General features: G+C 58.0%; 24 protein-coding genes and 1 pseudogene. 15 read left to right on the top strand and 10 right to left on the bottom strand.

The genetic code is table 11. From position 1 onward, the window contains the following. Window positions 1-3: 3 nt before the first annotated feature. Complete coding sequence (locus tag AAF739_06365) at window positions 4-1,611, bottom strand: ABC transporter substrate-binding protein (protein MEM6382281.1); 1,608 nt, start codon at window positions 1,609-1,611, stop codon at window positions 4-6. 121 nt (window positions 1,612-1,732) lie between these two features. Between AAF739_06365 and AAF739_06360 the strand changes: the two genes are divergently transcribed. After that, window positions 1,733-2,635, top strand: coding sequence for a LysR family transcriptional regulator (locus tag AAF739_06360; GenBank protein MEM6382280.1), 903 nt, complete (start codon window positions 1,733-1,735; stop codon window positions 2,633-2,635). Window positions 2,636-2,987: 352 nt separating this feature from the next. Here AAF739_06360 and AAF739_06355 read toward each other — a convergent pair whose 3' ends face one another. Continuing rightward, window positions 2,988-3,911, bottom strand: a complete 924-nt coding sequence (locus AAF739_06355; GenBank protein MEM6382279.1) for a LysR substrate-binding domain-containing protein — start codon at window positions 3,909-3,911, stop codon at window positions 2,988-2,990. Window positions 3,912-4,016: 105 nt separating this feature from the next. On the opposite strand from AAF739_06355, the gene AAF739_06350 reads away from it, so the two are divergent. The 4 genes from AAF739_06350 to AAF739_06335 all read left to right on the top strand — a co-directional run bounded on the left by AAF739_06350 (window position 4,017) and on the right by AAF739_06335 (window position 7,779). Then, window positions 4,017-4,793, top strand: a complete 777-nt coding sequence (locus AAF739_06350; protein MEM6382278.1) for a CmcJ/NvfI family oxidoreductase — start codon at window positions 4,017-4,019, stop codon at window positions 4,791-4,793. A 7-nt stretch (window positions 4,794-4,800) separates the two neighbouring features. After that, window positions 4,801-5,766 carry an LLM class oxidoreductase gene (locus AAF739_06345; GenBank protein MEM6382277.1) on the top strand — a complete coding sequence of 322 codons (966 nt, stop codon included), beginning with the start codon at window positions 4,801-4,803 and terminating at the stop codon, window positions 5,764-5,766. A 9-nt stretch (window positions 5,767-5,775) separates the two neighbouring features. After that, window positions 5,776-6,552 (top strand): SDR family NAD(P)-dependent oxidoreductase, encoded by a 777-nt coding sequence (locus AAF739_06340; GenBank protein MEM6382276.1) that lies wholly within the window; start codon window positions 5,776-5,778, stop codon window positions 6,550-6,552. A 192-nt stretch (window positions 6,553-6,744) separates the two neighbouring features. After that, window positions 6,745-7,779 carry an IS110 family transposase gene (locus AAF739_06335; protein MEM6382275.1) on the top strand — a complete coding sequence of 345 codons (1,035 nt, stop codon included), beginning with the start codon at window positions 6,745-6,747 and terminating at the stop codon, window positions 7,777-7,779. Window positions 7,780-8,095: 316 nt separating this feature from the next. On the opposite strand, the gene cynS is transcribed toward AAF739_06335, so the two are convergent. The 7 genes from cynS to AAF739_06300 form a co-directional block, all read right to left on the bottom strand. Further along, entirely contained in the window at window positions 8,096-8,569 is a 474-nt protein-coding gene (cynS, locus tag AAF739_06330; GenBank protein MEM6382274.1) for a cyanase, read from the bottom strand. 143 nt (window positions 8,570-8,712) lie between these two features. Then, window positions 8,713-9,564: a sulfurtransferase gene (locus AAF739_06325; protein MEM6382273.1), complete on the bottom strand. Its 852-nt coding sequence runs from the start codon at window positions 9,562-9,564 to the stop codon at window positions 8,713-8,715. A gap of 84 nt (window positions 9,565-9,648) precedes the next feature. Next, window positions 9,649-10,758, bottom strand: coding sequence for an acyl-CoA dehydrogenase family protein (locus tag AAF739_06320; GenBank protein MEM6382272.1), 1,110 nt, complete (start codon window positions 10,756-10,758; stop codon window positions 9,649-9,651). 75 nt (window positions 10,759-10,833) lie between these two features. Beyond that, a complete protein-coding gene (locus tag AAF739_06315; protein ID MEM6382271.1) occupies window positions 10,834-11,370 on the bottom strand; it encodes an OsmC family protein in 537 nt (178 codons plus the stop codon). A gap of 48 nt (window positions 11,371-11,418) precedes the next feature. Beyond that, on the bottom strand, window positions 11,419-12,294 hold the full coding sequence (locus AAF739_06310) for an ABC transporter permease (protein MEM6382270.1): 876 nt from the start codon (window positions 12,292-12,294) through the stop codon (window positions 11,419-11,421). Then, window positions 12,291-13,553: an ABC transporter substrate-binding protein gene (locus AAF739_06305; GenBank protein ID MEM6382269.1), complete on the bottom strand. Its 1,263-nt coding sequence runs from the start codon at window positions 13,551-13,553 to the stop codon at window positions 12,291-12,293. The genes AAF739_06310 and AAF739_06305 overlap by 4 nt, the downstream gene beginning before the upstream one ends. Before the next feature lie 25 nt (window positions 13,554-13,578). Continuing rightward, entirely contained in the window at window positions 13,579-14,457 is an 879-nt protein-coding gene (locus AAF739_06300) for an ABC transporter ATP-binding protein (GenBank protein ID MEM6382268.1), read from the bottom strand. A gap of 306 nt (window positions 14,458-14,763) precedes the next feature. Between AAF739_06300 and AAF739_06295 the strand changes: the two genes are divergently transcribed. The 8 genes from AAF739_06295 to AAF739_06260 all read left to right on the top strand — a co-directional run bounded on the left by AAF739_06295 (window position 14,764) and on the right by AAF739_06260 (window position 22,744). Beyond that, window positions 14,764-15,357: a TetR/AcrR family transcriptional regulator gene (locus AAF739_06295; GenBank protein ID MEM6382267.1), complete on the top strand. Its 594-nt coding sequence runs from the start codon at window positions 14,764-14,766 to the stop codon at window positions 15,355-15,357. 409 nt (window positions 15,358-15,766) lie between these two features. Next, the gene (locus AAF739_06290) at window positions 15,767-17,293 is read left to right on the top strand and encodes an ABC transporter substrate-binding protein (GenBank protein ID MEM6382266.1); all 1,527 of its coding nucleotides are present in this window, start codon (window positions 15,767-15,769) and stop codon (window positions 17,291-17,293) included. A 73-nt stretch (window positions 17,294-17,366) separates the two neighbouring features. Next, window positions 17,367-18,308, top strand: a complete 942-nt coding sequence (locus tag AAF739_06285) for an ABC transporter permease (protein ID MEM6382265.1) — start codon at window positions 17,367-17,369, stop codon at window positions 18,306-18,308. A 4-nt stretch (window positions 18,309-18,312) separates the two neighbouring features. Next, complete coding sequence (locus AAF739_06280) at window positions 18,313-19,170, top strand: ABC transporter permease (GenBank protein ID MEM6382264.1); 858 nt, start codon at window positions 18,313-18,315, stop codon at window positions 19,168-19,170. A gap of 2 nt (window positions 19,171-19,172) precedes the next feature. Beyond that, window positions 19,173-20,288: an amidohydrolase/deacetylase family metallohydrolase gene (locus tag AAF739_06275; protein MEM6382263.1), complete on the top strand. Its 1,116-nt coding sequence runs from the start codon at window positions 19,173-19,175 to the stop codon at window positions 20,286-20,288. Continuing rightward, window positions 20,285-21,289, top strand: a complete 1,005-nt coding sequence (locus AAF739_06270; GenBank protein MEM6382262.1) for an ABC transporter ATP-binding protein — start codon at window positions 20,285-20,287, stop codon at window positions 21,287-21,289. Before AAF739_06275 ends, AAF739_06270 begins: the two co-directional genes overlap by 4 nt. Continuing rightward, window positions 21,282-22,262, top strand: coding sequence for an ABC transporter ATP-binding protein (locus AAF739_06265; protein MEM6382261.1), 981 nt, complete (start codon window positions 21,282-21,284; stop codon window positions 22,260-22,262). The genes AAF739_06270 and AAF739_06265 overlap by 8 nt, the downstream gene beginning before the upstream one ends. Continuing rightward, window positions 22,259-22,744, top strand: coding sequence for a RidA family protein (locus tag AAF739_06260; GenBank protein ID MEM6382260.1), 486 nt, complete (start codon window positions 22,259-22,261; stop codon window positions 22,742-22,744). Before AAF739_06265 ends, AAF739_06260 begins: the two co-directional genes overlap by 4 nt. 14 nt (window positions 22,745-22,758) lie before the next feature. Here the strand turns inward: AAF739_06260 and AAF739_06255 are convergent, their stop codons facing one another. Beyond that, a complete protein-coding gene (locus AAF739_06255) occupies window positions 22,759-23,526 on the bottom strand; it encodes an IclR family transcriptional regulator (protein ID MEM6382259.1) in 768 nt (255 codons plus the stop codon). A gap of 65 nt (window positions 23,527-23,591) precedes the next feature. Between AAF739_06255 and AAF739_06250 the strand changes: the two genes are divergently transcribed. Beyond that, window positions 23,592-24,815 carry an aminotransferase class V-fold PLP-dependent enzyme gene (locus AAF739_06250; GenBank protein MEM6382258.1) on the top strand — a complete coding sequence of 408 codons (1,224 nt, stop codon included), beginning with the start codon at window positions 23,592-23,594 and terminating at the stop codon, window positions 24,813-24,815. 244 nt (window positions 24,816-25,059) lie between these two features. Next, a pseudogene (locus AAF739_06245) lies at window positions 25,060-25,232 on the top strand (IS3 family transposase).

Raw genomic sequence — 25,232 nt, 5'->3', positions numbered from 1 at the left:
CGCTCAGACGCCCGTCATGCGGCGAGGATCAAGCTGCCGATGGAACCAGAACTCATAGCCCGACGCACCGTTCACAGCGACGTTCAATGCCGGCTGATAAAGCGGAATGCGCGGGATGTCCTCAATAACGATTTCCATCAGACGCTTCATCACCGGCGCCCATTCGGGATCATCCATGGGCAGGTGCAAAATCTGATCGGTCAGCGTATGCACCTCCTCATTGTCGTAGTTCGAGGAGTTGAACAGGCGTTCGCGCTGGTACGCCCAGAAAAAATAGTAGTCAGGGGTATTCAGCCAGCCGCCGAAGTTCTCTAGGTGCAAATCCAGTGTCTTATCGACCAGCGCAACCGTGCGCCAGTTCGCGCCCGGGATCCGTTCGATTTCGGTTGTGATGCCCAATTGGCCAAGGCTCTCTTGCATCAAGAGCGCCGTCGGTTCCATCCAGCTGGCAAGTCCAAGACTGATCGACATCGTCACGTCAAAGCCATTAGCAAAAGACGACTTTTCCAAATGCTCGCGCGCGAGATCCATGTTGGTTGAATAGGGGAACGGGCGCGGCCAGGCGGTATCGGTGATCTCCTGGGACCCACCCCACATCGGCGCGCCACGCCCATAGGCTGCGGATTGAAAGATCGCCTCGTAGGGGATGGCGTAGGCAACCGCCTTGCGCACATCGGGGTCCTGAAACGGCTCAAAGTTGGAGTTGAGGCATGCGCAATGGATGCAGTTCTCAATCGGTGTCGAGAACACGTCCACTGTACCGGCAAGCTCGGACGCATCGCGGTCTGGAATGTTGAAGGAGACCTGAACGTCACCGCGCTCAATAAGCGCGCGGCGTGTTGCAGCGCTTGGGACTTCTCGCATGATCACACGGCGAATGGCAGGCACCGGTCCACCGGTCCACGCGTCGTTGCGCTCATAAACCAGCTGCTGACCCTGGTCCCAACGCGTTACAATGTAGGCACCCGAACCAGCCGTGGTGGTGTGCAGATACTCCATCGCCCAAGGGTCGTCGTCTGTCGCGTTTTCCATGGCGACCTTGGAGTTGATGATGAACGGCACGGGCACCGCGAGGTTTGGCAGTGACAGTTTCGAAGGAAAATCGAGTGTCAACACAAAGGTCCGATCATCGAGCGCTTCGAACTGATCGGGCCGGTTAAAACCGCCGGCGCGCATCTGCACCGAAGGAAAGCCGCCGACTGAGACAGCGCGGTCGAAGGACCATTTCACGTCCGCCGCTGTGACCGGCGAACCGTCAGAAAACTTGGCATCTTCCTTAAGCGTGAAGGTCAGCACGAGGCCATCGTCCGATATGGTCCAGCTTTCGGCCAGTTCGGGAACGATGGTGTTGTAATCGTAGGACATCTCGCCCGTTGGCAGCTGTTTAGAGCCGAAGCCAACCAAACGGTCATAACAGTTGATCGCCACTTGGTAGCTGGCACGGTTCGTCCCCGTGCGGTGCAAATCAAGGCTGTTGATGGTTTGACCCGAGGCGACCACCATTGTGTCGAGCGCTTGCGCGTGCGCGCTTGTTGCCCAGGCGAAGGGCACCATTGCAGCGCCGCCAGCTGCGGCAGTGAACTTCAAAAAGTCTCTACGGTTCGTCTTCATCGCATGGGTCTCCGAAACGAGTGCTGAGTTTTCGTTCTTTCAGCATTCCATGTTGCGACCGGTTCTTGAAATGCTATGATTTCACCAGACCGATGCATGAAATGCACCAATTGAGGCTTGCATGCAGCACCTTGAAACCCTGCGATTTGTCGAAGCGATTGCCCGCGCGGGATCCATTCGCAAGGCGGCGGAGGATTCCAACATCACCGCTTCAGCCTTGAACCGCCGATTGGCGCGGTTTGAGCGCGAGTTCGGCGCGCCGATCTTCGAGCGCTTGCCAAGGGGCGTGCGTCTGAATGCGGCGGGTGAACTTGTGCTGCAGCACTACAGAGCACAGCGATCTGATCTTGCACGCGTGCAAAGCCAGGTCGCTGACCTGACGGGGGTACGGCGTGGCCACGTTTCCATCGCTTGCTCGCAGGCGCTGTTGCCCTTCTTCTTGCCGCAGCAGATCGCGCGCTATCGGAAACAGTATCCTGGCGTGACGTTTTCAGTGAGCGTGCGAGATCGCGAGCAAGCCGAAGCCGAGCTGGCGAGTTTCAGCAGCGACTTAGCGCTGGTCTTCGAACCCGTCGTTTTGGCAGATTTTCAGGTTCTGCAAGCCATTCCGCAGCCGGTTTGTGCGGTCTTCGCCTCAGACCACCCGCTCGCCGAAAAGGGTGAACTGCGTCTGCGCGATTGTCTGGACTATCCCCATGTCGGGCCAGCGCGAAAGTACGGGGTGCGCAACCTGCTTGATGCCGCAGCGAAGTCGATTGGACGAACGGTGGAACCGCTGGTTGAGACGGAATCCTTCGAGCTGATCAGATATTATGTCCTGCGCGAACAGACCGTTGGGTTCCAAATCCCGGTGGGCTTGCAAGGAGCGGAGCACACTGGGCTTGCTTTCAAACCGATTTCCACCCGCGATATGAAGCCTGGCGGGCTTTTGCTGGGCCAATTGCGGGGCCGTGTCTTGTCGGTGGCCTCGCTGCGGTTTGCCAATCAGGTGCAGCAAGCGCTGCTCGACGCTTTGGACGGCTAGCGCCTATTTCTGTCAGCTACCCAGATAGCATGCGTATCGGATCAAATAGCAGGCTCGGTTGGGATCATCCAAGGTCTTAAGGCACTATTGGTCGCCGCTCGTACGGAGCGCGGAAAATCGACGTTCTTGCAGCCGTCGAACCAAATTCCGCCTTGGGCAACGGGCGGCACCCTGGCGATTGGCTGCAACTGACAGCAGAATGGATATTGCCTCCCTAGGATCCGCAGGCCTTGAAGGCCGATCAAATCAGAGGTTGCTATGCAGATTCTTGATGGGCGGAACATAGCGAGTTTGCCCGAAGCAGGTGGTGCCAGCTGGCCACCCTCAGCCAGGCACGACCAAAGCACCGACTTCACGGCCGTAGGTCAGATCGGATGTCCCAAGCCTTCCCACCGCGGTATCGCTCCAGGAGAAAGTCCATAAACGCTCGCACCTTCACCGAGAGGACATTGGCCTTGGGATAGACAAACCAGAGGGCGGACTGTGCGCTCGCCTGCCAATCGGGCAGCACGCGGAGCAGTTCTCCCCTTTGGATTTCGCGTTGGACACTCCAAAGTGAGTTGATCGAAATGCCAGCGCCGGCAAGCGTCACGACCTTCTGGCTTAGCCCATCATCGACGATCAGGCGGCTGTTTGCAGCTTTCGGATCGAAGACGGCTTGCTCCCCATCAGATCCAATGAGCGATCGAGATGCCAAATCCTTGAATGCAACCAGCTGATGATCAGCTAATTCGTCTGGGTGTTCGGGTGCCGGCTGCTCTGTAAGGTAGTCCGGCGACGCACATAGGATGCGAACGTCATCACTGAGTTTGCGGCCCTTAAGACTGGTGTCCTCCATCACCATGTTCCGTAACGCCAGATCATAACTGCCTTCGATCAGGTCAAAGGCTGTGTCCGACAGTCGGAGGTCTAGCGTCAGCTTTGGGTGCTGAGCGAGGAACTCGGGCAAAATAGGGGCGATGTAGAGCTGTGCGAAACTACTTGGGGCCGTAAACCTCAAGGTTCCTGATGCTTCCGCCTCACCCTTCCCGAGCGCAGCGAACGCAGCATCTTCTTGGGCTAGGATTTCTCGCGCAAAAGGCAGGAACTCCGCGCCTTCCAGTGAGAGCGACACCTTGCGTGTTGAGCGGTGCAGAAGGTCCGCGCCAACCGCCTGTTCCAGTTTGGCCAGCCGTGCGCTGGAGACCGCTGGAGCTAGGCCAAGATCGCGCCCCGCGGCGCCTATGTTGAGCTTGTCCGCCGCCAGCACGAACAGCCGGAGCGCGTCTGTGTCCATCGCATTATATCCTAAAACCGAATTCTAAATGCGATTATTCGGCGTTTATTCCGAAAACGCAATCTATAAATGAAGGTGCGTTGAATACGCGACTTGGAAGGCGAGATGACCCGGACTGGCACCGTCAACTACCATGTTCACAAACCCCAGCGGCAGGCGTTCGAGATCGACGCTGGCGGCGTGGTGGGCGTACTCGTTTCGCCAGAGTTGGTGGAAACCGAAATCCCGGTACGGGATCTGCGCGATGGCGAGACCACAGTATCGTTTGCCGATGACAGCGTGAGGCTGACCACTGCGCCCAGCGCTGTTAAAGACTTCTCGGAAGACGGTTGGCGATCGACCTACGATACAGAGCTGACCTACATTCTGCGGCGCAAACTCCCCGCACAAGAGGTGGTCATTTTTGACCACACCATCCGCGAGGATGACCCTAACTCCGACAGGAAACCAGCGCGAAACGTCCACAGCGACTACAGCGAGGAGGGAGCAAAGAACCGGCTTTTTGACATCCTCGGGTCAGAGCGGGCGCGGGAATGGGAACAAGGCCACTACGCGTTCATTAATGTGTGGCGTCCCATTGGTGCCTGGATCAACTCAGCGCCGCTGGGCTTTATTCGTCCGTCGTCCGTATCGGAAGACGACTGGATCCTGATCGATCTAATATACCCGGACCGGCGGGGCCACATCTTAGGTCTCGTAGCCAACGCCGACCACGAATGGGTGTACTTATCGAAGATGACGCCCCAAGAGGTTGCTATCTTCAATATTTACGACAATCGCGGGTTGGCTTCCATCGGCCACAGCGCCATCGATCTGGTCGAAGACCCCACTATCACGCGCATCCGCAAGAGCATCGAGAGCCGCACGCTTGTGCGGTACTGAGGCAAACATGCTGGACATGAACACACAGGATTTTCCGCACATCAACGGGGCCTACGCGCAAACCTTCAAGCCAGAGAAGCTGACGCTGGGGCTCGTTGTTCCGCTAGAGGCGCACCGAAACAATCCGGTCCCCAACCTCGAGCGGCATCTGCAACGCGCGCAGCTCGCCGATCAGCTTGGGTTCGCATCGCTTTGGCTGCGCGACGTTCCCTTCAACGTTCCGTCCTTTGGGGATGCCGGGCAGACGTTCGACCCGTTTGTTTATCTCGGCCTCTTGTCAGGCGCGACGAGAACCATCGGGCTTGGTGTCGCCTCAATCATCTTGCCGCTGCGCCATCCTGCCCATGTGGCGAAGTCAGCGGCGTCGGTAGACGTGCTGTCGAATGGTCGGTTGCTCTTGGGGATCGCGTCAGGGGACCGCCCGGAAGAGTACCCCGCCATGAACATGGACTTCGCCACCCGAGGCGAACGGTTCCGCGACAGTGTCGCCTACATTCGCGCAATGGCTGACGACTACCCGCAGGTTCAAACCGAGCAAGGTGTGGTCTTCGGCAGCGCCGACATGCTGCCCAAGCCAACCGGCGGTCGGCTCCCCTTGCTGCTGACGGGAGGATCACGGCAGCATCCGGATTGGGTGGCTGAAAACAGCGATGGCTGGATCACCTATCCACGCGATCCTGCGAGCCAAGGCCGGGTCGTGGCGGACTATCGCAAGCGGGTTGCCGCATTTGGTGGTCCTAACAAGCCGGTGGTGCAATCGCTTTATGTTGACGTTCAGGCGGACGCGGATGCCGAAGCGCGTCCGATCCATCTCGGCTTCGCCTCCGGCACGAAATTCCTGCGCCAATACCTCGCCGACATTCGGGCGTTGGGCATCAACCATGTCGCGCTCAACCTGCGGTTCAACGGCGCTGATGTCGAAGACACCATGAAGCGGATTGCAGACGATCTGCTACCCGAGTTCAGCCTCTAAGGAACAGATATGAGCAAGACCATCCTGATTACCGGCGCCACTGATGGCATCGGTCTTTTGACCGCACGCAAGCTGTCTGACGCGGGCCACACGGTACTGGTCCACGGTCGCAGCATGGACAAGCTAGCGGCTGCTGCAGATATGATCGGCGGCGCACCTAAGACCTATCGCGCTGACCTGAGCAAAATGGGTGACGTGAAGGCGTTCGCCGACGCCGTCTTGGACGATGTTCCGTCGCTGGACGTGCTGATCAACAATGCTGGCGTCTTGAAGGCGTCGGAGACCCAGACCGAAGCCGGCCGCGACATTCGCTTCGACGTCAACACCATCGCGCCCTACCTGCTGACGCAGCTCTTGTTGCCGATCATTCCGACGGATGGACGCGTTGTGAACCTCTCATCGGCGGCCCAAGCGCCGGTCGGCGTCGATGCCATGCGCAGCTATCGCCCGATGGCCGATATGGATGCCTATGCGCAAAGCAAACTGGCGATCACCATTTGGACGGCGAAACTTGCAAAACAGCATCCAAACGGCCCCGCGATAATCGCCGTGAACCCAGGGTCGTTGTTGGCCTCAAAGATGGTGCACGAGGGCTTTGGCGTTGCAGGCAACGACCTCAGCATCGGTGCCGATATCCTGATCTCTGCCGCGCTCGAACCGGCTTTCGCTGGTGCATCTGGAAAGTACTTCGACAATGACAGTGGGCGATTTGCGTCGCCCCATCCGGCCGCAATGGATACCAATCATGTGCGCTCAGTCATGCTGGCCCTGGTTGAGATAGCATAGCTTCTGGCGCTCCGGGCGAAACAAGGGTCGCTTGCTTGCGCGCCTAGCAAAGCAGCGTGCGGAGCAGCTTTCTCATGGTGCCACGCCGACGCCCTCTAATGGCGGCAAAGCATGAGTAATCGGGCTTGGTGCTAAACTGTCGAGCTCCCGTACAGTTCGCAGATTTGAAGCTGCGATTTGAGGGAGATACTGATGACCTACTATGTCGGACTGGATGTTGGGCTACGTACGCTGGCGCTTTGCATTGTGGATGCCAAGGGCGAGATCGTTCTAGAACGGTCTTTGCCGTGTGAAGTTGCTGACATCGCGGATTGTCTTGAAGCCTTCGGTGAGCCGGTCGCGTTGATCGGCTTTGAAGCCGGCACGATGAGCCAGACACTCTTTCATGGTCTGTGCGCGGGGGGCTTTGACGTCGTCTGCATGGAAGCTCGGCAGGTTGCCGCCGCGTTATCGGCGATGCGCAAAAAGACCGACAAGAATGATGCGCGGGGTATTGCGCAGGTGGTTCGGTCAGGCTGGTACAATCAGATTCACATCAAGAGCAGGGCCAGCCACTACGACCGCGCGCTGTTGACCAGTCGCAAGACCGTGCTGCGCAAATGCATCGACCTGGAGAATGAGATCCGCGGCTTGCTCAAGGCCTTCGGTATTCGGTTGCCTCGAACGGTCAGGCGCTACACCTTTGATCGTGACATCCGGCCAATCATCTCCGCTGATGATCGACTGGCCCATGCCCTGTTGCCGATGCTTGATGCTCACGAAGCGCTTCTGGCAACGTTCAAGGAGCTGGACCGACGCGTTACGAAGGCAGCCAGGGACGACGAGGTCTGTGGTCGGCTGATGAGCGTGCCAGGCGTCGGCGAGGTCACCGCGCTGAGCTTCAAGGCGGCCGTCGATGATCCAGCTCGGTTCACATCCTCGCGCAACGTGGCCGCGCACTTCGGTCTTACACCAAGACGCTTTCAATCAGGTGAAATAGATAATCTGGGGCGCATCTCAAAAGCCGGTGATCCGGCTGTTCGCGGCTATCTCTATTCGGCAGCCAACTCGATGCTGACCCGCGCCGGCAACTTCTCCAGCCTCAAGGCATGGGGTCTTCGTCTCATGAAGACCAAGGGCCGCAAACGCGCCACTGTCGCCGTTGCCCGCAAGCTTGCCGTCATCCTGCATCGCATCTGGATTGATGGCACTCAATTCCGTTGGAGCGCTGGGGAGGTCAACGCATGAGATAGAACCGAACCACTCGTTCCAACGGGATCGTCCTCACCTGGACGAGGTTCGTGGATGAAGTCGATTCATGTCCGTGCGACTTTCGAGCGCGAGGCAAAGCAGGGCTCTCCACAGCCGGTCAGACACATGCATGCAGCAGCGCACGATATGACACGCGCCAACAGACTGCGAAGAGAAGCGTGACCCAGGTGAATGCGAAACCCAGAGCAAATAAGATCGGAGCTTGACTGATACACCCGATTAGAGAAGCGGGTATGCAGCCAGCGGCCACGCGTCGGAAAGCCACCAATGCCGAATGACGATGTATCGGCGCTCACCACTGATTATAGGCGAGGAACTTGCCGGTCATGGACACCTTGACCCGATCGCCTTTGGGGTTCTCGATGCGTTCAATAAATAAATCAAAGTCGATCGCGCTCATGATGCCGTCGCCAAACTCCTCATGGATCAGTTCCTTGATGGTGTCGCCGTAGACGTAAATGATCTCGTGAAAGCGGTAGATCAGAGGATCTTTGGACACCGCCTCCGCCTCTTGACCTTTCTTGGGTGGCCTTTGCAAAGCGATTTCGACGTCTTTTGCGCGGTTGCCTAGATCAAGAGCGCCCGCGACCTTTGAAGCCACGTCTGCTGGCAGTGCGTTCTGACCAAGACAGGCAGAAACCACGAAAACCTCCGACATGCCTGCCGCTGCAGAGATTTCCTTCCAGGTTTTTCCCTGCATGAACTTCGCGGCCATAATGACTTCGGTCATCTCCACCTTGGACATCAAACCAGTAAGCTCTGACATCGTTCGTCTCCTTTATTAAACTGTGAAAACTTGGGTCGTGAGAAGATGAGCGCCCCCGAAGGGTCTTGCGGGCGCTCAAATCCACGCAGGGCGTTGGACTGAGGTCTGGTTTGTGAACAACGACGCCAGAGCTTCAACTAGGGCTAGTAGGGCAGGCCCTCTTCAATCGGTAGGGCTGGATCGCGCGACCATTCGTTCCAAGAACCAAAATAAATGGAGACGTCTTTCACGCCCGCTTCTTTGAGTGCCACGAAGGTGTTGGAGGCGCGCGCGCCTTTAAAGCAATAGAGCTTGACGGGTGTGTCCGGCTTGATGCCCACCGTTGCGCACTCTGCAAGGATTTCACTTTTCGACTTCAGGACTGAGCCCTCGGCGGTCGGCTTCATCATGCGATACCATTCAATCCAGACGGCGCCTGGTATGCGTCCTTTCCGCGGGCAGAAGTCCTTGCCATAGGGGGACGAGGATTCCGCTATCCATTCATCGGCGTCCCGAACGTCGAGGATGACGGAAGAGCCATCAGAGATGGCTGCCATCATGTCTTCCTTGTCCATCATGATAGATGACGCGGTCGGATCGACCTCAAAGCCGCCTGGCGTTGGAGTCTCGACCTCCGTTGAGATGGGCAGACCGGCTGTCGCCCAGGCTGCATAGCCGCCGTGGAGGACTTTGATTTTCGGATAGCCGAGAAAGGAAAGGAGGTAATAGCCCCGGCACGACTGGCCGAAGCCGGTGTCCATTGACGCCTCGTAGATAACCGCTGTCTTGGTACCATCGAGGCCCGCTGCGGCGAACTCACCGGCAAACTTGTCTTTTACTTCAGCCATACCAGCCGGATCGGACGTCGCTAGGAAGGTGAAGATGTCGTGCATATTGACCGCACCTGGAATGTGCCCAGCCTTGAAGCTAGCCGGGTCCCGCGTATCGATAACAACTGCTGATCCGGCATCAATCATCGACTTGAGGTCGACTGAAGAAACAAGCGCGCTTTCCATGTCAATTGTCCTCTGCATGTTGTGTTCGTTTTGTTTTTTGGCTTCGCCCGCGAGGCGCGTGTGCCGCGCTGAAGCGCCAAGTTTTCAAGCGTCCATTTCAGCGATCATTTTGCGCAAATGCTTGGTCGCCGGCGTGACGATTGCGACGAAATACGCTTCACGCAGCCGACGCTGCGCTGTGCCATTGGAGACATAGCCGCGAGCACCGCAGTGGAGCTGAGCCCAGTGCGCAGCTTCGACCGCCAACTCGCCGCCCTTTAGCCTGGCCTTCAAGACCCGCTTAAAGAAGCTGTTGGACGTATCGTAGGGCGTCTTGGCCAGCTCCAGAACTTCGTCGAGAAGCGCCTTATAGTCAGCCTCAAGGTCTGAAGATTGCTTTTCTAGATACTGGTTCACATGCCCAAGCGGCCCCTCAACCTTTTTGATCAGATCAATGCAGTTGCGGATGATCCCGGCGGCCATTCCGCACTGCATGAGCACGAAGCCGGGGCGCATATCCTTGATGAATTGATCGGCAGGATCTGCAAGGATATAGTCGTTGGGAAGGAACACCTCCCGCATTTGGATCGCTTGGGTGGCAGTGCCGCCCATCGCCACGAAATCGTGGTCCAGACGTAAGTTCAGACCTTCCCACTCGGCATGAAAGATGGCCATGACCCGCTTGGGTTGAGCTTCGCCTTCAACCTCTGCGTGGAACATCGTCCCGAAGTAGCCGTCTTCCAAGAGGTTCGAGACCCACGGAAGCGATCCTTTGACGATGTATCCGCCTTCGACGCGCGTACCCTTCAGGCGCATCTTTTCGATGTCAGCAAGTGCCTTCATCGGGTTGGACATGCCTGTCCCCCCAAGCGATTTACCCTGGGCGATCTTCGGCAGGATTTCAGTTTTCAGGAACTCATTGTCGGACGATGAAATGTACCAACCGAGCGTGTCTTGGCACCACATGCAAAACGCCGTCGACAGACAGTGCTCGGCGGCGGAAGCCATGGCGAGAATTGCATGACTGACATCGACCTTTCCGTTGCGGCCACTCAAGTGGCTGCCATAGGCCCCGGCACCGCCAAGCGCGCGCATGATGTCCTCAGGATAGAAACGCTCCTCATCAATCTTTCGAGCAATCGCCTTCAAATCGGAATCCGTGATTGCCTTAATCTCTGAAAGATCGTTGGTCTTGATTGGGGTCACAATGTTCATGCCTGGTCTCCGGCTCTTGGGGGGAACGTTTGCGCCCTGCTTTCAGTTGAAGCGAGAACAGGGCGCAGTCGGGCATTAGACAGTCTCAGCGACCATGTTCACCGGACGAGAGAATGTGTTGAAAACAGGCGACCATTGGATGACGTGCTGCACCAACTCGTCGATTTCTTCCTTGGGGCAGTCGCCTTCCATGTCCACGATGATCCGCACGTCAGTGAAACCAACGGGCTTCTCAGAGACGTCACCGGTCCCCCAGACCGCCGTGATATTGAGGTCGCCCTCAAGCGCGATCTCGAGCTTCTTGACGGTGATGCCGCGTGCGACGGCGTTGGCGTGTAAGCCAACGGCGACACAGGAGCCCAGTGCAGCAAGCGACGCTTCCGATGGGTTCGGGGCGGTATCGTCACCTAACAGGCCCGGTGGCTCATCAACGATGTATGGCTCAAGATCGCGGATGTAATTGGCGTGCCGGAAACGACCCTCCGCAACAGTCTTGCACTTCAGCGTTTTAACGGCCTTGGGATCGGCTTTGCCTTTGGCGATCAGCGCGTCCAGGCCATCTTTAGAGATGGGGGCGAGGCAGCCAGTGAGGGCGGTTGCAGGTTGAGACATGTGTTTCCTCCATGTGTTTAAGGGGGCAGATGCGTTGAGCATCGCCTCTCACGAGCGATGCCAACTGAGCCTTGCGATCGTCTGCTGGCAGGCGAAATCCAAAGCAAATCCAATAATTCCAATGACGATGACGGTGGCCGCCAGCCGGTCGTATTCGAGCGTGTCGCGCGCATCGTTGATGGCGTAGCCAAGCCCAGACGTGACACCGAGATATTCGGCGGGGACGAGCACGATCCACGCCACACCCAGCGCCAGCCGAACACCGGTCAGGATGTCCTGCGAGATAGCCGGCAGAATGATCGTGAACAGCATATGCCAGGGCCGAGCACCAAGATTGCGTGCCACCTTGAACCAGTCCGGCTCAACCCGTCGCAAACCGGCCGCGGTTGAGAACAGGATCGGCCAGACCGCCGCCACGGCGATAAGAAACACGATCGCCCCGTCCCAGGTTGTGAAGGCCATCACGGCCAGCGGCATCCACGATAGCGGCGAGATCATCCGCAAAAACTGAAACGGGATGTTTGTGATCTCTCGGATGACGGCCACACGACCGACGAGGATACCGACAGGCACCCCGATGGCGATCGCAATGATAAGGCCCTGCATGACACGTTGCAGGCTTGGCCACGTCATGGCCCAGGCTTCGCCGCTTGAGATCATGTCCACGAAGCGGCTGATGGCCGGGCCCGGCGCAAAATCGGCGAACGCAAACATGCTTGGGTCGTTGGCGATGACGTAGCCCCCAAGCCACCAGAGCCCGAACAGCAGGCCCATGCCAATGGCTGCGTAGAGCAAGTTGTAGAGCGCTTTAAACGATCCTGCTTCGCGCGAGGCTCCGTGATCGCCATCGCCATCGTCGACGATGTCCGCGGGCTGGCCACCGCTCAGGGAGGCAGGATCGTTCAAGGAGACGTCCGTTGTCATAGCGCGAGGACTTCCTCCCGGTTGAACGGATCGTCAGGATTGACCGACGGGTCGTTTTTCCAATCGGGGTAGAGTTCCAGCGCGTTGCGCACGTAGTCGTAGTTCACCAGATCATCGGACACGAACTGCGGGTCGAGACCGTCCAGGAAGGTGGTGTCGCCACCAACAATGGTCTTGTTCATCTCTTCAACGATGAGCTTGGTCGCCGAAGGATAGGGCCAAGGCTGGAAGTCGATACGGCCATTGCCCCAGTCACTCGCGTGCTTGATCGCGCCGCTCTCGGTGTAGCTGTTTTCCTCGCCGTAGAGCGTCATCGCCCGCTCAACGACCGCTGCGGGCATGGGCAGATAGCCCTCGCCATCTCGCGACATGAGCCGGGCCACTTCAGACTTGTTCTGAGACGCATAGACCTGCGCGCGGACCACCGCGTTGACCACCTTTTGGGTCCACTCCTGCTTTTCGGAGGTGACCTGCTCGTGCATGCAGATCACGCAGCACGGATGGTTCTTCCAGATGTCACCGGTGAAGCGAAGCATGGTCGCGCCAGCGCGCAGCTCGCCCATTGCGTTGAACGGTTCAGCCACGATGTAAGCGTCAATCTTCTGACCGGCGAGCGCTGCAGGCATCTCCGGCGGCGGCAGAATTTGCAGATTGCACTCGTTGGCCGCGAGCGGTTCATCCTGACTCTTGATGACCGGCACAACGCCAGACTGGCGAAGCGCGTACTGCAGCACGATATTGTGCATAGAGTACCAGAACGGCACTGCGACCTGCTTGCCACCCAACTGGCTGAAGTCCGTTATGTCGGTGTGGCCACCGACAACGAGGCCGGACCCGTTGGTGTGTGCCCAGGCCATGACCTTGACGGGGATGTTGTTGTTGTAGCGCATCCAAACGGGGATCGGCTTCAACAGGTGTACAAGGTTGAAGCGACCCGCGACGAAGCCTTCAACCAATGGTGACCAACCGCGGATGAGCGTCGGGCGCTCGGCCTCGAGTCCCTCATCGGCGAAATAGCCCATGCCGTGAGCAACCAGGAGCGCTGTTGCGTCTGTGATGGGAATGTAGCCTGCTCGGACAACCTCATCGTCTGCAGACGCAAAGGCAGGAGAGTTCATTGCGCCGATAAGCGGTGCGAGCGCGGTCATCAGTCCGCCAGCTGCAAACATGTCGAGCGTTTGACGACGGGTGAAATCGGTCTTGGCGTACTCGTCGACGAGAGAATGAGCGTCCGATGTTTCTTGTTTGCGGTCCGTCATGGGGTATCCTTTCAAAAACTCGTGTTCACAGGGCCACCGTTCGCTCGCCCGTCGGGCTCGCGGAAAGGGAGGGAGAGGCTTTGGGAAGTGACGTGTTGAGCTTGTGGGCGGCTTCGCCTTCGTTTGCGTCGCCCCTACCGGCACCGTCTAACTCCAGACCGGCTGCGCGCTCATAAGCTTTGTTCAACCTGGCGCGTGCAGCTGCATACTCGCCTGAGCGGAGGTCGTCGCGATTCTCCAAGTTAATGGGAACGGTTGAACTGATACGCCCAGGATTGGCGGTCAAAACGATCGCCCGTTCGGCCATAATGACTGCCTCAGCCAGATCGTGGGTGACCAGAACGACGGTGATGTCGAGGTCTTTGGCGATCCGCCTGACATCGCGCTGAAGGCTCGCACGGGTAAATGCATCGAGGGCCGAGAACGGCTCATCCAGGAAGAGGACCTCAGGCCTGAGCGCCAGCGAACGCGCAAGCGCGACGCGCTGTTGTTGTCCGCCTGAAAGGTCTTGGACGTTTCGGTCCGCATAGTCGGAAAGCTCGACCAGTTCCAAAAGTTCCGGGACCCGCTTGGCGATCTCGTGCGAGCGGTTGGTGAACTTCAAGCCCAAAGCCACGCTTTGGGTTACGGTCATCCAGGGAAAGAGCGATGGCTTTTGAAACATCATCACCCACTTGGGGGATGGCTCCGTGACCCGTTTTCCATCAACGCGAATCTCACCGCGGGTGGGCGACATGAGACCAGCCATAATGTGCAGGAGGGTGGACTTGCCGCAGCCCGAGCGACCCACAAGCCCCAATACTTCGCCTGGTTGAACGTCGAAGGAAATGTCACTCAGCGCCGGGGTCTGACCACGCTTGTAGATGTGATTGACGCCTGAGACTTGGACATGCGCTGAAGTCATGCATAACTCCGGATCCATAGGAAACAAACCTTTCTGTTTCCCTCATTGCATTACGCATGCCAACCTTTATTCAAGGCGGATTATTCCAATGCATTCAGACATTTAGATATGCGATTGCGTTTTTTCGAAAGCTTCGGGCAGATCAATCTGATGCACCCAGATCGTGCCTATGGGTGGCGCAGCCGCCGCCTTTTTGCACATGGTGAACCTCAGGTTCACCTACCCATAAAATAGCCAGCGCATTGAGTAGCGCTATTTCCCCGGATAGTAGGTCCGGGAGCCAGTTCGCCAAAAAGGAGGTCGAAAATGGCTGATGTGTCGACAGTGATGGCCAAGAATATTCCTCACCATAGCGGCGCGGCGCGCGAACGACTGCTTTTGGCCGCCTGCGATCTTTTCTGTCGATACGGGATCAATGCGACCGGTGTGGACAGCATTGTTGAGGCAGCGGGTACAGCCAAGACCACGCTCTACAAAGCCTTCGGCTCCAAAGAGGGTTTGATTGAGGCTGTCCTTGCGCATGAGGGCCAGAGCTGGCGCGATTGGTTCTCCAACGAAATAGACGCCTACGATGGAGCGCCAGCCGAAAAGCTGCTGCACGTGTTCGCTGTGCTTAAGCGTTGGTTCCAGGAAGACAGCTTCTATGGTTGCCCCTTCATCAATGCTGTCGGCGAACACGATAAGGAAGATGACCGTATCCGGCTGCTAACGATCCAGCACAAGACGATTGTGTTGAATAAAATCACCAGCCTGACCGCCGATGTGCGTCCCGAAGATCCCGAAGGTCTGACGCATGAGCTGGCGCTTCTCATCGACGGCGCGATCGTCGCCGCGCTCGTCACAAAGGATGCGACCGTCGCCGATCACGCGCGCAACGCGGCCAGAAGACTGCTGACCTAGCTTTGCCCTGGCTCGTGCTTTGCTGCGGATGAGACGGCTAATCGCATTTGCAGACAACGGCAGTGAGCCATCTTTCCCGAAATCCGTTGGGTGCGCTGAAAACCATTGGTCTTGGAAACTGCGGGAAACAACCAATCCAGACCGACAGCAAAACAGTAGCGGTCACGATCAGTTGCTCGGTCCACTCTTGGCAGCTTGCCCCGATCCGCAGCAGCGGCAGCCTGGGATCACTCACGCTCGTGCTTCCAGTGATACAAATTCGCCTTTGTTGAAGCAGGCATGATGCTGCAAACAAGCGCCCCATTGAGGCGTAAGGCTTGGTTTTCGGCCCAGCAAGCAACGCTTGACAGCCTGAGACGACCTAAATAGCCTTATTTTGGAAGTTATTCCATTATAAGGGAGTTTTGCTATGGCATTCGCGTTTTCCAGGCGGTCCTCGTTGGCCGTTGCCCTGCTGGCCACGACGGCATTCGCCGTACCGGCCCATGCCCAAACCTCGATCGACGTCGCCATTGTTGGTGAGGCCGACACATTCGATCCGATGATTTCGACCAAAGATGTTGTCAGCGTGGTCACACAGCACTTCGTCGAGACCCTCTACACGTTCGATGAAAATTGGAATGTGGCGCCACTGCTGGCGACAGGACTGCCAACCATAAGCGATGACGGGCTGACCTACACGATCGGAATACGCCAGGGCATCACGTTCCACGATGGTTCTTCCATGGATTCTGCGGACGTGGTTGCTTCTCTCAATCGCTGGCTTGAAGTCGCAACGCGTGGACGAGGCGTCGCTGACACGGTGGCGTCCGTCGATGCGACAGGCGACTACGAAGTCACCATCACCATGAACGAGCCGTATTCCCCTCTGCTCTCCTTGTTGGCGTTCTCCAATTCGGCAGCTGTGGTCTACCCGGAAGAAATCATTGGCGAGACCATTGACGAGGTAATCGGCACGGGGCCCTACCGGATCGCCGAGCACGTGCCGGACCAGTACCTGCAACTCGTAAGGTTTGATGGCTATGTCTCTCGCGATGAGCCATCCAGCGGGGCTGCCGGTGCTCGCATGCAAGTGGCCGATGAAATCCGGTTCCTGCCGGTTCCCGACCCCAACACCCGCGTTGAAGGGCTTCTGTCGGGCCAGTTCCACTTTGCGGAAAGTCTTCCCGCCGAAAGCTTCGCTCGAATTTCTGACAGCGATGCGGCTGAACCGCTGTTACTCCGCCCGTTTGGGTGGCCGATCTTCGCCATCAATCACAAGGCGGGCCTTCTGACCGATCTGCCGTTGCGTCAGGCCTTGCAGGCTGCTCTGCCTATTGATGATATGCTGTTCGCCGCGTTCGGCGACGATAACTTTTTTGTTGTTGATGGGCCGATGTATCCGGAGGGCTGGTCGTGGCGCAACGATGCGGGGACCGAGCTGTACAATCAAAACGATCAGGCCGCCGCAGGCGCCCTGCTCGAAGCAGCAGGGTATGACGGAACGCCGCTGCGCATTCTGACCTCACGCCAGTTCGACTTCCACTTCAAGATGGCTGAGGTTGCTAAGCTTGCCTTGGAAGCGGCAGGTTTCACCGTCCAGATGGATGTCGTGGATTGGGCCACTCTCGGTCAGCGCCGCAACGACCCGGCCTTGTGGGACATCTACATTACCCACTCACCATTCCTGCCAGAGCCTGCCCTGACAAGCCTCTATGCAGCCAGCTCGCGCCTTGGCTGGTCAAACCCGGAGAAGGACGCGATCCTGGCCTCTTTTACAACCGAGACGGACACGGCGCGTCGCCAGGAGCTGTTCGCAGATTTGCAGGAGCAGGTTTTTGAGGACGTCGGCTTCATCAAGATTGGCGGCTTCAATGCTCTGTCCGGTATCGCCGCCGGCGTTGAGGGCGTTGCACCGACCCCCTGGCCATTCTTCTGGAACGCAAGCGCCGAATAAGCGCTAGACTTTGGGCCCGCGCATGCATGTGCGGGCCGAATACCCCGAACTCTCCTCCTACCAGGCGGCGACCATGACCAATTACATTCTGCGACGGCTTTTCGGCATGGTCGTGGTTATCTTTTTGGTCCTCACAATCGCTTTCATCATTGTGCGGTTGGCGCCTGGTGACCCCGCCGCGCTGATGCTGGGACCTGTAGCCACGGTTGAGGATGCACAAGAGCTTCGAGCGCGGCTAGGGCTCGATCGTCCGATACCCGTTCAATATGCTACGTTCGTTTTAAACGCTGTCCAAGGCGACCTTGGGACGTCGATCTTCTTCAATCAACCGGTCACCGACGTGCTTGTGCGCCGCGCTGAACCAACGATTTTCTTGTCCGTGTTTTCTTTGCTGATTGCACTGATCATAGCGACACCGATTGGCATTTATGCAGCCTATCGGCGCGGTTCTTTCCTCGATCAAAGCGCTATCTCACTGGCGATGCTGGCGGCGTCGATACCCAGTTTTTGGACGGGGCTCATGTTCCAGCGCTATCTGGCAACAGAGCTCGGTTGGTTCCCCGCTTCCGGATATGGTGGGCCAGACGCCACCTTCTTCGAGCGCATGGGCTATCTTGTGCTGCCATCCATTGTCCTGGGGATCGTCAATTCAGCGCTGATCCTGCGGTTCACGCGTGCGTCCATGCTCGATATTTTGGGCGAGGATTATATCCGCACCGCGCGTTCAAAAGGCATGTCGGAGCGCCGCGTTGTTCTGCGCCATGCGCTTAAGAATGCAGCTATCCCGATCATCACGGTTGTCGGTCTCACCTTTGCGCTGCTCGTGTCCGGAGCGGTGGTGACGGAGCGCGTCTTCAACATCCCGGGGATGGGGAACTTGGTGGTGAGTGCCGTTCTGCGCCGGGATTACCCGGTTATCCAAGGGACGCTCATCGTCGTCGCATCGCTGTATGTGATCATCAATCTGCTCACGGACCTGCTCTACCTGGTCGTCGACAAACGCGTGAAGTATTAAGCCGATGGCCGCGTCCGCACTCTCCGACGAGCCAAAGTTTTTGATGCTGTTGTTTTCCAGGCGCACCGTTCTGTTTGCGCTGATCGCGTTCGTCGCCATCGTGAGCCTTTGCGCCTTAGCGTTGCTCATTGCACCGGCCAATCCCGAAGCGATGTCCGTTCGTGCGCGATTAACCCCACCGGGCGCTGACTTCTTGCTCGGGGCCGACGCCTTCGGACGCGATGTGGCGTCTCGGCTGCTCTATGCAGGCCAAGTATCGCTGACAATTGGGCTCGGGGTCGCAATCCTGTCGTCCGTGGTCGGAATGGCCATTGGGCTTTTTGCAGGCTTCTTCAGGCGCCTCGATGGACCGCTCTCTCGCTTGATCGACGCGATGATGGCCTTTCCCGACATCCTTCTCGCGATTGCGTTGGTGGCGATCTTGGGCGGGTCGATGATCAACGTCATCCTAGCGCTATCCATTGTCTACGCACCCCGCATTGCCCGCGTTGTTCGGGCTTCCACGCTTGTTATCCGAGAGCTCCCCTACGTCGAAGCCGCAAGGGCGCTGGGCTCGTCAACCTGGACGATCATGACAAGCCATGTGCTGCGGAACATTCTGTCGCCGATCATCGTCCAGGCAACCTTCATTTTTGCCTACGCCATGTTGGCCGAAGCTGGTTTGTCCTTCCTTGGTGTTGGCGTCGATCCATCCACGCCCACTTGGGGAACGATGATCAACGAAGGGCGCCAGTTCATCGATCAGGCGGCGTTTTTGATCCTTTTCCCGGGCCTCGCCATCTCCATCTCGGTGCTCGCGCTTCAGCTCATCGGCGATGGTTTGCGCGATGCGCTTGATCCGAGACTGGCCAAGGACTTGTGACCATGGCGCTCACGCTCACAAACTTTCGCGCAATCGGCTTCGATGAGACGTCATCGGAGATTCATGTCGATGCAGCTGGAAACGTCGCGCATGAGGCTGACGCTAGCGCGAGGCTCATTGATTGCAATGGCGCTTATCTCTCGCCGGGTTGGTGTGACCTGCATGTTCACGTTTGGCATGGTGGTACGGACATTTCCGTTCGCGCCAGTCAGGCCGGTCGATCAACCGGGGTCACGGCGATGGCCGATGCAGGGTCCGCCGGCGAGGCCAACTTTCACGGGCTGCGCGAATACGTCATCGAGCCGCATTCTGAGACAATCAAAGCCTTTCTGAACATTGGATCGATTGGCTTGGTCGCCTGCAACCGCGTGTCCGAGCTCATTGATCTGCGTTCCATTGATGTCGACCGAACGCTCGATGTCATCGAGGCCAATCGTGATGTTATCTGCGGCGTTAAAGTGCGGGCCAGCGGGGTCATTGTCGGTGGCTGGGGCATCACGCCTGCGAAAATAGCCAAACGCATCGCGGAGATTTCGGGCCTGCCTCTTATGGCCCATGTCGGTGAACCACCGCCGTTGCTTGATGAGGTCTTCGATATCTTAGGACCAGGTGACATCGTCACACACTGTTTCAATGGGAAGCGTGCAGGGTCCATCCGAGACACCAACGCCTTGTTCGAACACGCACAAAGGCTGGCTGATAGGGGCGTCCGGATGGACATCGGCCATGGCGTGGCGTCCTTCGACTTTGAAGTGGCCCGCCAGTCCATGGCAGCTGGTCTGACGCCGTTCTCGATCTCAACCGATTTGCATCGTCGGAACATAGACGGCCCAGTCCACGATATGGCGACAACGATGTCGAAGCTGCTCGCAGTCGGCCTCCCGTTGGAGGAGTGCATCGCTTCGTCAACGGATAGACCGAGGCGCATGCTGGGGCTCAGCGGAAGCGATGGGCTGACGCCTGGAATGACGGCCGATTTCACGATCTTTGAGGTGGAGGAGACCAACGTTGAAGCAACGGACAGCCAGGGCAACACCTTGGTGTTGACCTCCATGTTTGCCCCGCAGATGACCGTCATCGGCACAAGCGTTGAACATGCTGCTCGGAGAGGCGCATGACCGATACCGATCTGGTACTCGACGTCTCGAGCTTGCAAGTCGCTTTCCGCTCCAACCGCGGAAGCGTGACGGCCCTGCGCGAAGTGAGTTTCCAGCTTCATGCTGGCAAAACACTTGCTCTTGTTGGGGAGTCGGGCTCAGGCAAGTCGGTGACGTCGCTCGCGATCATGGGGCTGCTTCCCAGGAACGGATCCGTCACCGGCGGCCGCATTCGATACCGACGCCGAGACGGCAATCCGCTCGATTTGACGGGATCGAGTGAGCAAGAACTGCGCGAGATGCGCGGTGCTGAGATAGCGATGATCTTCCAAGAGCCGATGTCATCGCTCAATCCGCTCTTCACGGTGGGCGATCAGATCAGCGAAATGCTCCTGCTCCACGGATCCATGGACGCAGCCGCCCGCCGGAAGCGAACCTTGGAAATGCTTGAGCTGGTAGAGATCCCGGCGGCAGCGTCACGGCTGGACACCTATCCTCATGAGCTATCCGGCGGCATGCGCCAACGGATCATGATTGCGCTTGCCATGGTTTGCAATCCAGCGCTCCTGATCGCCGATGAGCCCACAACGGCTCTCGACGTCACCATCCAAGCGCAAATTCTCGACTTGATGCGCCGCCTCCAAAAGGAGCTGGGCATGTCCATTCTCTTCATCACCCACGACATGGGTGTGGTCGCTGAGATGGCTGATGATGTTGCCGTGATGTACGCTGGTGCCGTGGTTGAACAGGCGTCCGCAAAGGACCTGTTCGCTCAGACCCGCCATCCCTATACGCAGGGCCTTCTGGCTTCGATCCCGCAACCGGGGCGCCGCGAAGATGAGTTCCTGGTATCCATCCCGGGCTCCGTTCCTCCCCTCAACGCCATGCCGGAAGGGTGTGCCTTTTCTCCCCGGTGCTCCTTTGCCTCAGGGGCTTGCGGGCATCCGATGTCCCTGCGCGAGATTGCGCCGGGACACCAGGTCGCCTGTGTGAAGGCAGAGGAGGACGTCGCGCATGTATGAAATCGAGCCTTGGTCCAAGTCAGACCCTTTGATCAGCATACGCCACCTATCGAAGCGGTTCGAGACCGCGCGCGGAACGGTCAACGCTGTCAATGATGTCAGCTTCGATATTCCTAAAGGCTCCATCACCGGTCTCGTGGGCGAGAGTGGCTCGGGGAAAACCACGCTTGGGCGCGCGCTTCTTCGGCTGACTGAGCCTTCCGAGGGACAGACGTTTTTCCAAGGGCAGGACCTGAACGCGCTTAGCCCGGCGCAGATGCGGGACATTCGTCGCCGCATGCAGATCATTTTTCAGGACCCGGTTTCTTCACTGAACCCTCGAATGAAGGTTCAGTCGATCATCGCTGAAGGGCTTGTTGCGCACGGCATTGGTTCGCCCGCCGAGCGTCGTGATCGTGTGGCCTCTCTGCTTGAAGAGGTGGGGCTCCAGGCCGATCACATGACCCGGTTCCCGCACGAGTTTTCAGGTGGGCAAAGACAGCGCATCGGCATTGCCCGAGCGCTCGCCCTAGAACCTGATTTCATCGTGGCGGACGAGAGCGTTTCGGCCCTTGATGTATCGATCCAGGCGCAGGTGCTGAACCTGTTGCTCGAGCTGCGCGAAAAGCGAAACCTGACGATGCTCTTCATCGCGCATGATCTGTCTGTTGTGGAGTACCTCTGCGATCAGATCGTCGTTATGTATCTGGGCAAAGTGGTGGAGATCGGCCCGTCGCGCCCGCTCTATTCGAGCCCCTCACATCCCTACACCCGAGCCCTTTTGTCCGCGATACCGCTGCCTGACCCTGCGCTCTCGCGCCAACGGACGATCCTGAAGGGCGATATTCCCAGCCCGTTAGCGCCCCCATCGGGATGCGTGTTTCGAACACGGTGTCCTAACGCAGCTGAAGAATGCGCGCATGGCGTTCCCGACGCTGTCCTCATCTCCGCCGGACATCAATCGTACTGCAAGCGTTTGGGAGAAGTCGCATGACCCTTATGGAACGCGTGGATGCGCCAGAAGACCGCTTGGCGCAATTGGGCATCGAGTTGCCCGATCTAGCGCCTGTTCCGATTGGCGCGTTTTGCAACGTGCGACGCTCGGGGCATCTCGTCTTTGTCTCAGGGCAAGGTCCAGTCACGTCTGATGGTAGGCTGCTAACGGGCAAGGTTGGCGCTGATGTTACCTCGGAGGCCGCGCGTGAGCATGCAAAGCTCGTCGCAATCAACATCCTTGCCGCGCTCAGGGACAATCTTGGCGATCTAAACGGCGTCGCAGGGGTCATCAAGCTGCTAGGCTTGGTCAACGCAACGTCAGACTTTGCGAACCACCCCTATGTCATCGACGGTGCGTCGAACCTGTTCGCTGAGGTCTTTGGCAAGGACGGCGTGCATGCCCGCTCATCGTTCGGAGTGAGCTCATTGCCCAATCAGATCACAGTCGAGATCGAAGCGATCTTCGAAGTACCGCAATGACCGCTGCGCAGCATCTAGGCTGCCTGTTTGCGTCCAAGCGCCCGCTCGACGAGTTCGGCGGCACGCTGAACTTCAATTGTCAGCTCGCCCAGACGCTCCTGAACGCGCTGCTCGGGCAGGACGATCGACATGGTCGACACGCAGGCCCCATCGATGTCACGGATGGGGGCCGCAATACAGGCGACCGAGTACTCCGAGTTTCCCATCTGGAGGGCCAGCCGGCGTGTATAGTCTTCGCGCGATTGGCGAGACAGCTCGATCGGATCAATGTCCGCAATGCCCGTTTGCGAGGGGCGGGCGGCAGCCTTGAAGATGGCCAGTCTTTCGTCTTCCGGCAGATGGCCGAGCAGGAGCCGGCCTGATGCTGTCCAATTCAAAGGCACGCGCGTTCCAACATCCGAGGTCACTCTGAAGTGCCCTTCACCAACCGCCATGGCGATGACAACCATCATCATATCATCGCGTGCGCACACCTGGACCGTTTCACCCGTTCTGCGGCTAAGCTCTCGCATCTCTGCTTTGGCTTCGGCAAACATGTCCATCTTGGAGCGGTAGACCAAGCCGTACCGCATCAGCCTAGGGCCCAGCCAGATCATCTTGCCGTCGCTGCGGGAAAGCATGTCGCGCTCAATCAACTCATCCACCACACGGTAGATCGTCGAGACGGGGGCGCCCGTTGACTTTGCCAGATCGTACGCTGTCATCGGCATTTGCCGTTCGGTCAAGATATCCATGACCTGGATTGCACGATCAATACCGCTGGTGCGGGTCCTGGGGGCCATAGAAAACTCTCCAAATCCTTTATTCCATAATAATAGAATTTCAAGTGACTTCGCAAGGCAGAGAAATGACCGACTTTGAAGACCCCAAACGCTATTGGGCCTGGCACGACCGCCACGGCTACCAGCGGTTTGTGAATGTCTCGGGAACGATGACAGGGCTAGGCGGCTCCATCGTTCGAAAGGATATTCGCGAAGCCGTTGAGGCAACGATGGCTCGCTTTGTGAAAATTCACGACCTTCAAACGCACGCCAGTCGCGTCATAGCGGAGCTAACTGGTGCGGAAGCGGGTTGCATAACCGCGTCGGCCAGTGCCGGCCTTACACTGTGTGTTGCCGCAACCATGACTGGGATGGATCCTGCCCGGGCAGAAGCCCTGCCGACCGCGCCCGGCGAGAGGAACGAGGTCGTCATTCAGTTGGGCCATCTGTGCGGCTATGGCGCTCCAGTCTCAACTGGCATTGAGCTGGCCGGCGCGACGGTGCGGCCAGTTGGACAGTCAACTTTGGCGATGGACCATCAGCTCGAGGGTGCGCTGACAGACAGGACGGCGGCCGCGATGTACGTCGTTTCGCATCATGTGGTGCACTATGGTCAGATACCACTGGGACGGTTCATTGAGATTGCCCACGCGAAGGGCGTGCCGGTCATTGTTGATGGGGCCTCAGAGTATGACCTTAAGGGCTTCATCGATGCTGGTGCGGATTTGGCTGTGTATTCAGCGCAAAAGTTCCTGGGTGGTCCAACCGCAGGCATAATCGCTGGCAAGCGCGATCTTGTCCGCTCAGCCTACTTGCAGAACATTGGCATCGCCCGCGGCATGAAGGCTGGAAAAGAGAGTATTGCTGGCGCAATCGCAGCGATGGAGGCCTGGCAACGGCTTGATCATGATGCGATCCGAGAAGAACAAACAGCGGCGCTGGAGCTCTGGCAGCAAGCACTTGATGGAATCGAGGGTATTCGAGCCTTTCCAATTCCCGATCCAACGGGAAATCCTCTTGAGAGGCTCCAGGTTCATGTTAGCGAAGACGTGCTGGGCACAACCGCCGCCACGGTAGCACGCGCGCTGGGCCAACGAGATCCAGCGATCGTCGTGAGAGACCATGAGGTTGAACTCGGGTACTTCCAACTCGATCCGTGCAATTTAGCGCCTGGTCACGCAGATATCGTAGCTGATGCGCTTAGAGAAACGGTGTCCAAGGCTGGTTCGCTCACACCATCGGACGATGATCTGGCCCGTGCGCGACAAGGCAGCATTGAGGGCTACCTCAATTGGTTGGCTCGCAAGTAGCGGTTGAAAAGGGTACGTTCCTTACCGCCATCTTGCCCGCACATCTTGCGGTGCTGTGTGCTTCGACCGTGCCTTGGTCGATTCAAACACCGGCGAGACTTCAATCTGAGCAGAATTCCGCTTGGTCATCGGGCACAGACGAACCGGTTGAATTCCAGTTTCGTTTGGCCACGTGCGCAAAGTCCTGATCGTCATTGCCCAGGCAACGCTTTCATCTAATCGGAACGCTTGCATATGGCATCACCAAGCGAAAGCTCTGAGGCCTGCTCGGAAGAGGACGCTGGTCGATGAGATGCGCGCGGATTGGGCTGTCTCCATTCGCCGGGCCTGCTCGGTGATCAGGTTTGACCCCAAGACCTACCGCTTTACGTCTCGCCGACCCGATCAGGCCCCACTGGAACAGCGGATCAAAGAGAT

It is taken from the genome of Pseudomonadota bacterium, assembly GCA_039024915.1.
Lineage (GTDB): Bacteria > Pseudomonadota > Alphaproteobacteria > Rhizobiales > MH13 > MH13.
Note: the sequence above shows the minus strand (reverse complement) of the source record. Positions and strands in the feature narration are given on the sequence as shown.

Coding starts and splice junctions, on each gene's coding strand:
- AAF739_06365 (MEM6382281.1), bottom strand. CDS start 1,611: ATGAAGACGAACCGTAGAGACTTTTTGAAGTTCACTGCCGCAGCTGGC.
- AAF739_06360 (MEM6382280.1), top strand. CDS start 1,733: ATGCAGCACCTTGAAACCCTGCGATTTGTCGAAGCGATTGCCCGCGCG.
- AAF739_06355 (MEM6382279.1), bottom strand. CDS start 3,911: ATGGACACAGACGCGCTCCGGCTGTTCGTGCTGGCGGCGGACAAGCTC.
- AAF739_06350 (MEM6382278.1), top strand. CDS start 4,017: ATGACCCGGACTGGCACCGTCAACTACCATGTTCACAAACCCCAGCGG.
- AAF739_06345 (MEM6382277.1), top strand. CDS start 4,801: ATGCTGGACATGAACACACAGGATTTTCCGCACATCAACGGGGCCTAC.
- AAF739_06340 (MEM6382276.1), top strand. CDS start 5,776: ATGAGCAAGACCATCCTGATTACCGGCGCCACTGATGGCATCGGTCTT.
- AAF739_06335 (MEM6382275.1), top strand. CDS start 6,745: ATGACCTACTATGTCGGACTGGATGTTGGGCTACGTACGCTGGCGCTT.
- cynS (MEM6382274.1), bottom strand. CDS start 8,569: ATGTCAGAGCTTACTGGTTTGATGTCCAAGGTGGAGATGACCGAAGTC.
- AAF739_06325 (MEM6382273.1), bottom strand. CDS start 9,564: ATGGAAAGCGCGCTTGTTTCTTCAGTCGACCTCAAGTCGATGATTGAT.
- AAF739_06320 (MEM6382272.1), bottom strand. CDS start 10,758: ATGAACATTGTGACCCCAATCAAGACCAACGATCTTTCAGAGATTAAG.
- AAF739_06315 (MEM6382271.1), bottom strand. CDS start 11,370: ATGTCTCAACCTGCAACCGCCCTCACTGGCTGCCTCGCCCCCATCTCT.
- AAF739_06310 (MEM6382270.1), bottom strand. CDS start 12,294: ATGACAACGGACGTCTCCTTGAACGATCCTGCCTCCCTGAGCGGTGGC.
- AAF739_06305 (MEM6382269.1), bottom strand. CDS start 13,553: ATGACGGACCGCAAACAAGAAACATCGGACGCTCATTCTCTCGTCGAC.
- AAF739_06300 (MEM6382268.1), bottom strand. CDS start 14,457: ATGACTTCAGCGCATGTCCAAGTCTCAGGCGTCAATCACATCTACAAG.
- AAF739_06295 (MEM6382267.1), top strand. CDS start 14,764: ATGGCTGATGTGTCGACAGTGATGGCCAAGAATATTCCTCACCATAGC.
- AAF739_06290 (MEM6382266.1), top strand. CDS start 15,767: ATGGCATTCGCGTTTTCCAGGCGGTCCTCGTTGGCCGTTGCCCTGCTG.
- AAF739_06285 (MEM6382265.1), top strand. CDS start 17,367: ATGACCAATTACATTCTGCGACGGCTTTTCGGCATGGTCGTGGTTATC.
- AAF739_06280 (MEM6382264.1), top strand. CDS start 18,313: ATGGCCGCGTCCGCACTCTCCGACGAGCCAAAGTTTTTGATGCTGTTG.
- AAF739_06275 (MEM6382263.1), top strand. CDS start 19,173: ATGGCGCTCACGCTCACAAACTTTCGCGCAATCGGCTTCGATGAGACG.
- AAF739_06270 (MEM6382262.1), top strand. CDS start 20,285: ATGACCGATACCGATCTGGTACTCGACGTCTCGAGCTTGCAAGTCGCT.
- AAF739_06265 (MEM6382261.1), top strand. CDS start 21,282: ATGTATGAAATCGAGCCTTGGTCCAAGTCAGACCCTTTGATCAGCATA.
- AAF739_06260 (MEM6382260.1), top strand. CDS start 22,259: ATGACCCTTATGGAACGCGTGGATGCGCCAGAAGACCGCTTGGCGCAA.
- AAF739_06255 (MEM6382259.1), bottom strand. CDS start 23,526: ATGGCCCCCAGGACCCGCACCAGCGGTATTGATCGTGCAATCCAGGTC.
- AAF739_06250 (MEM6382258.1), top strand. CDS start 23,592: ATGACCGACTTTGAAGACCCCAAACGCTATTGGGCCTGGCACGACCGC.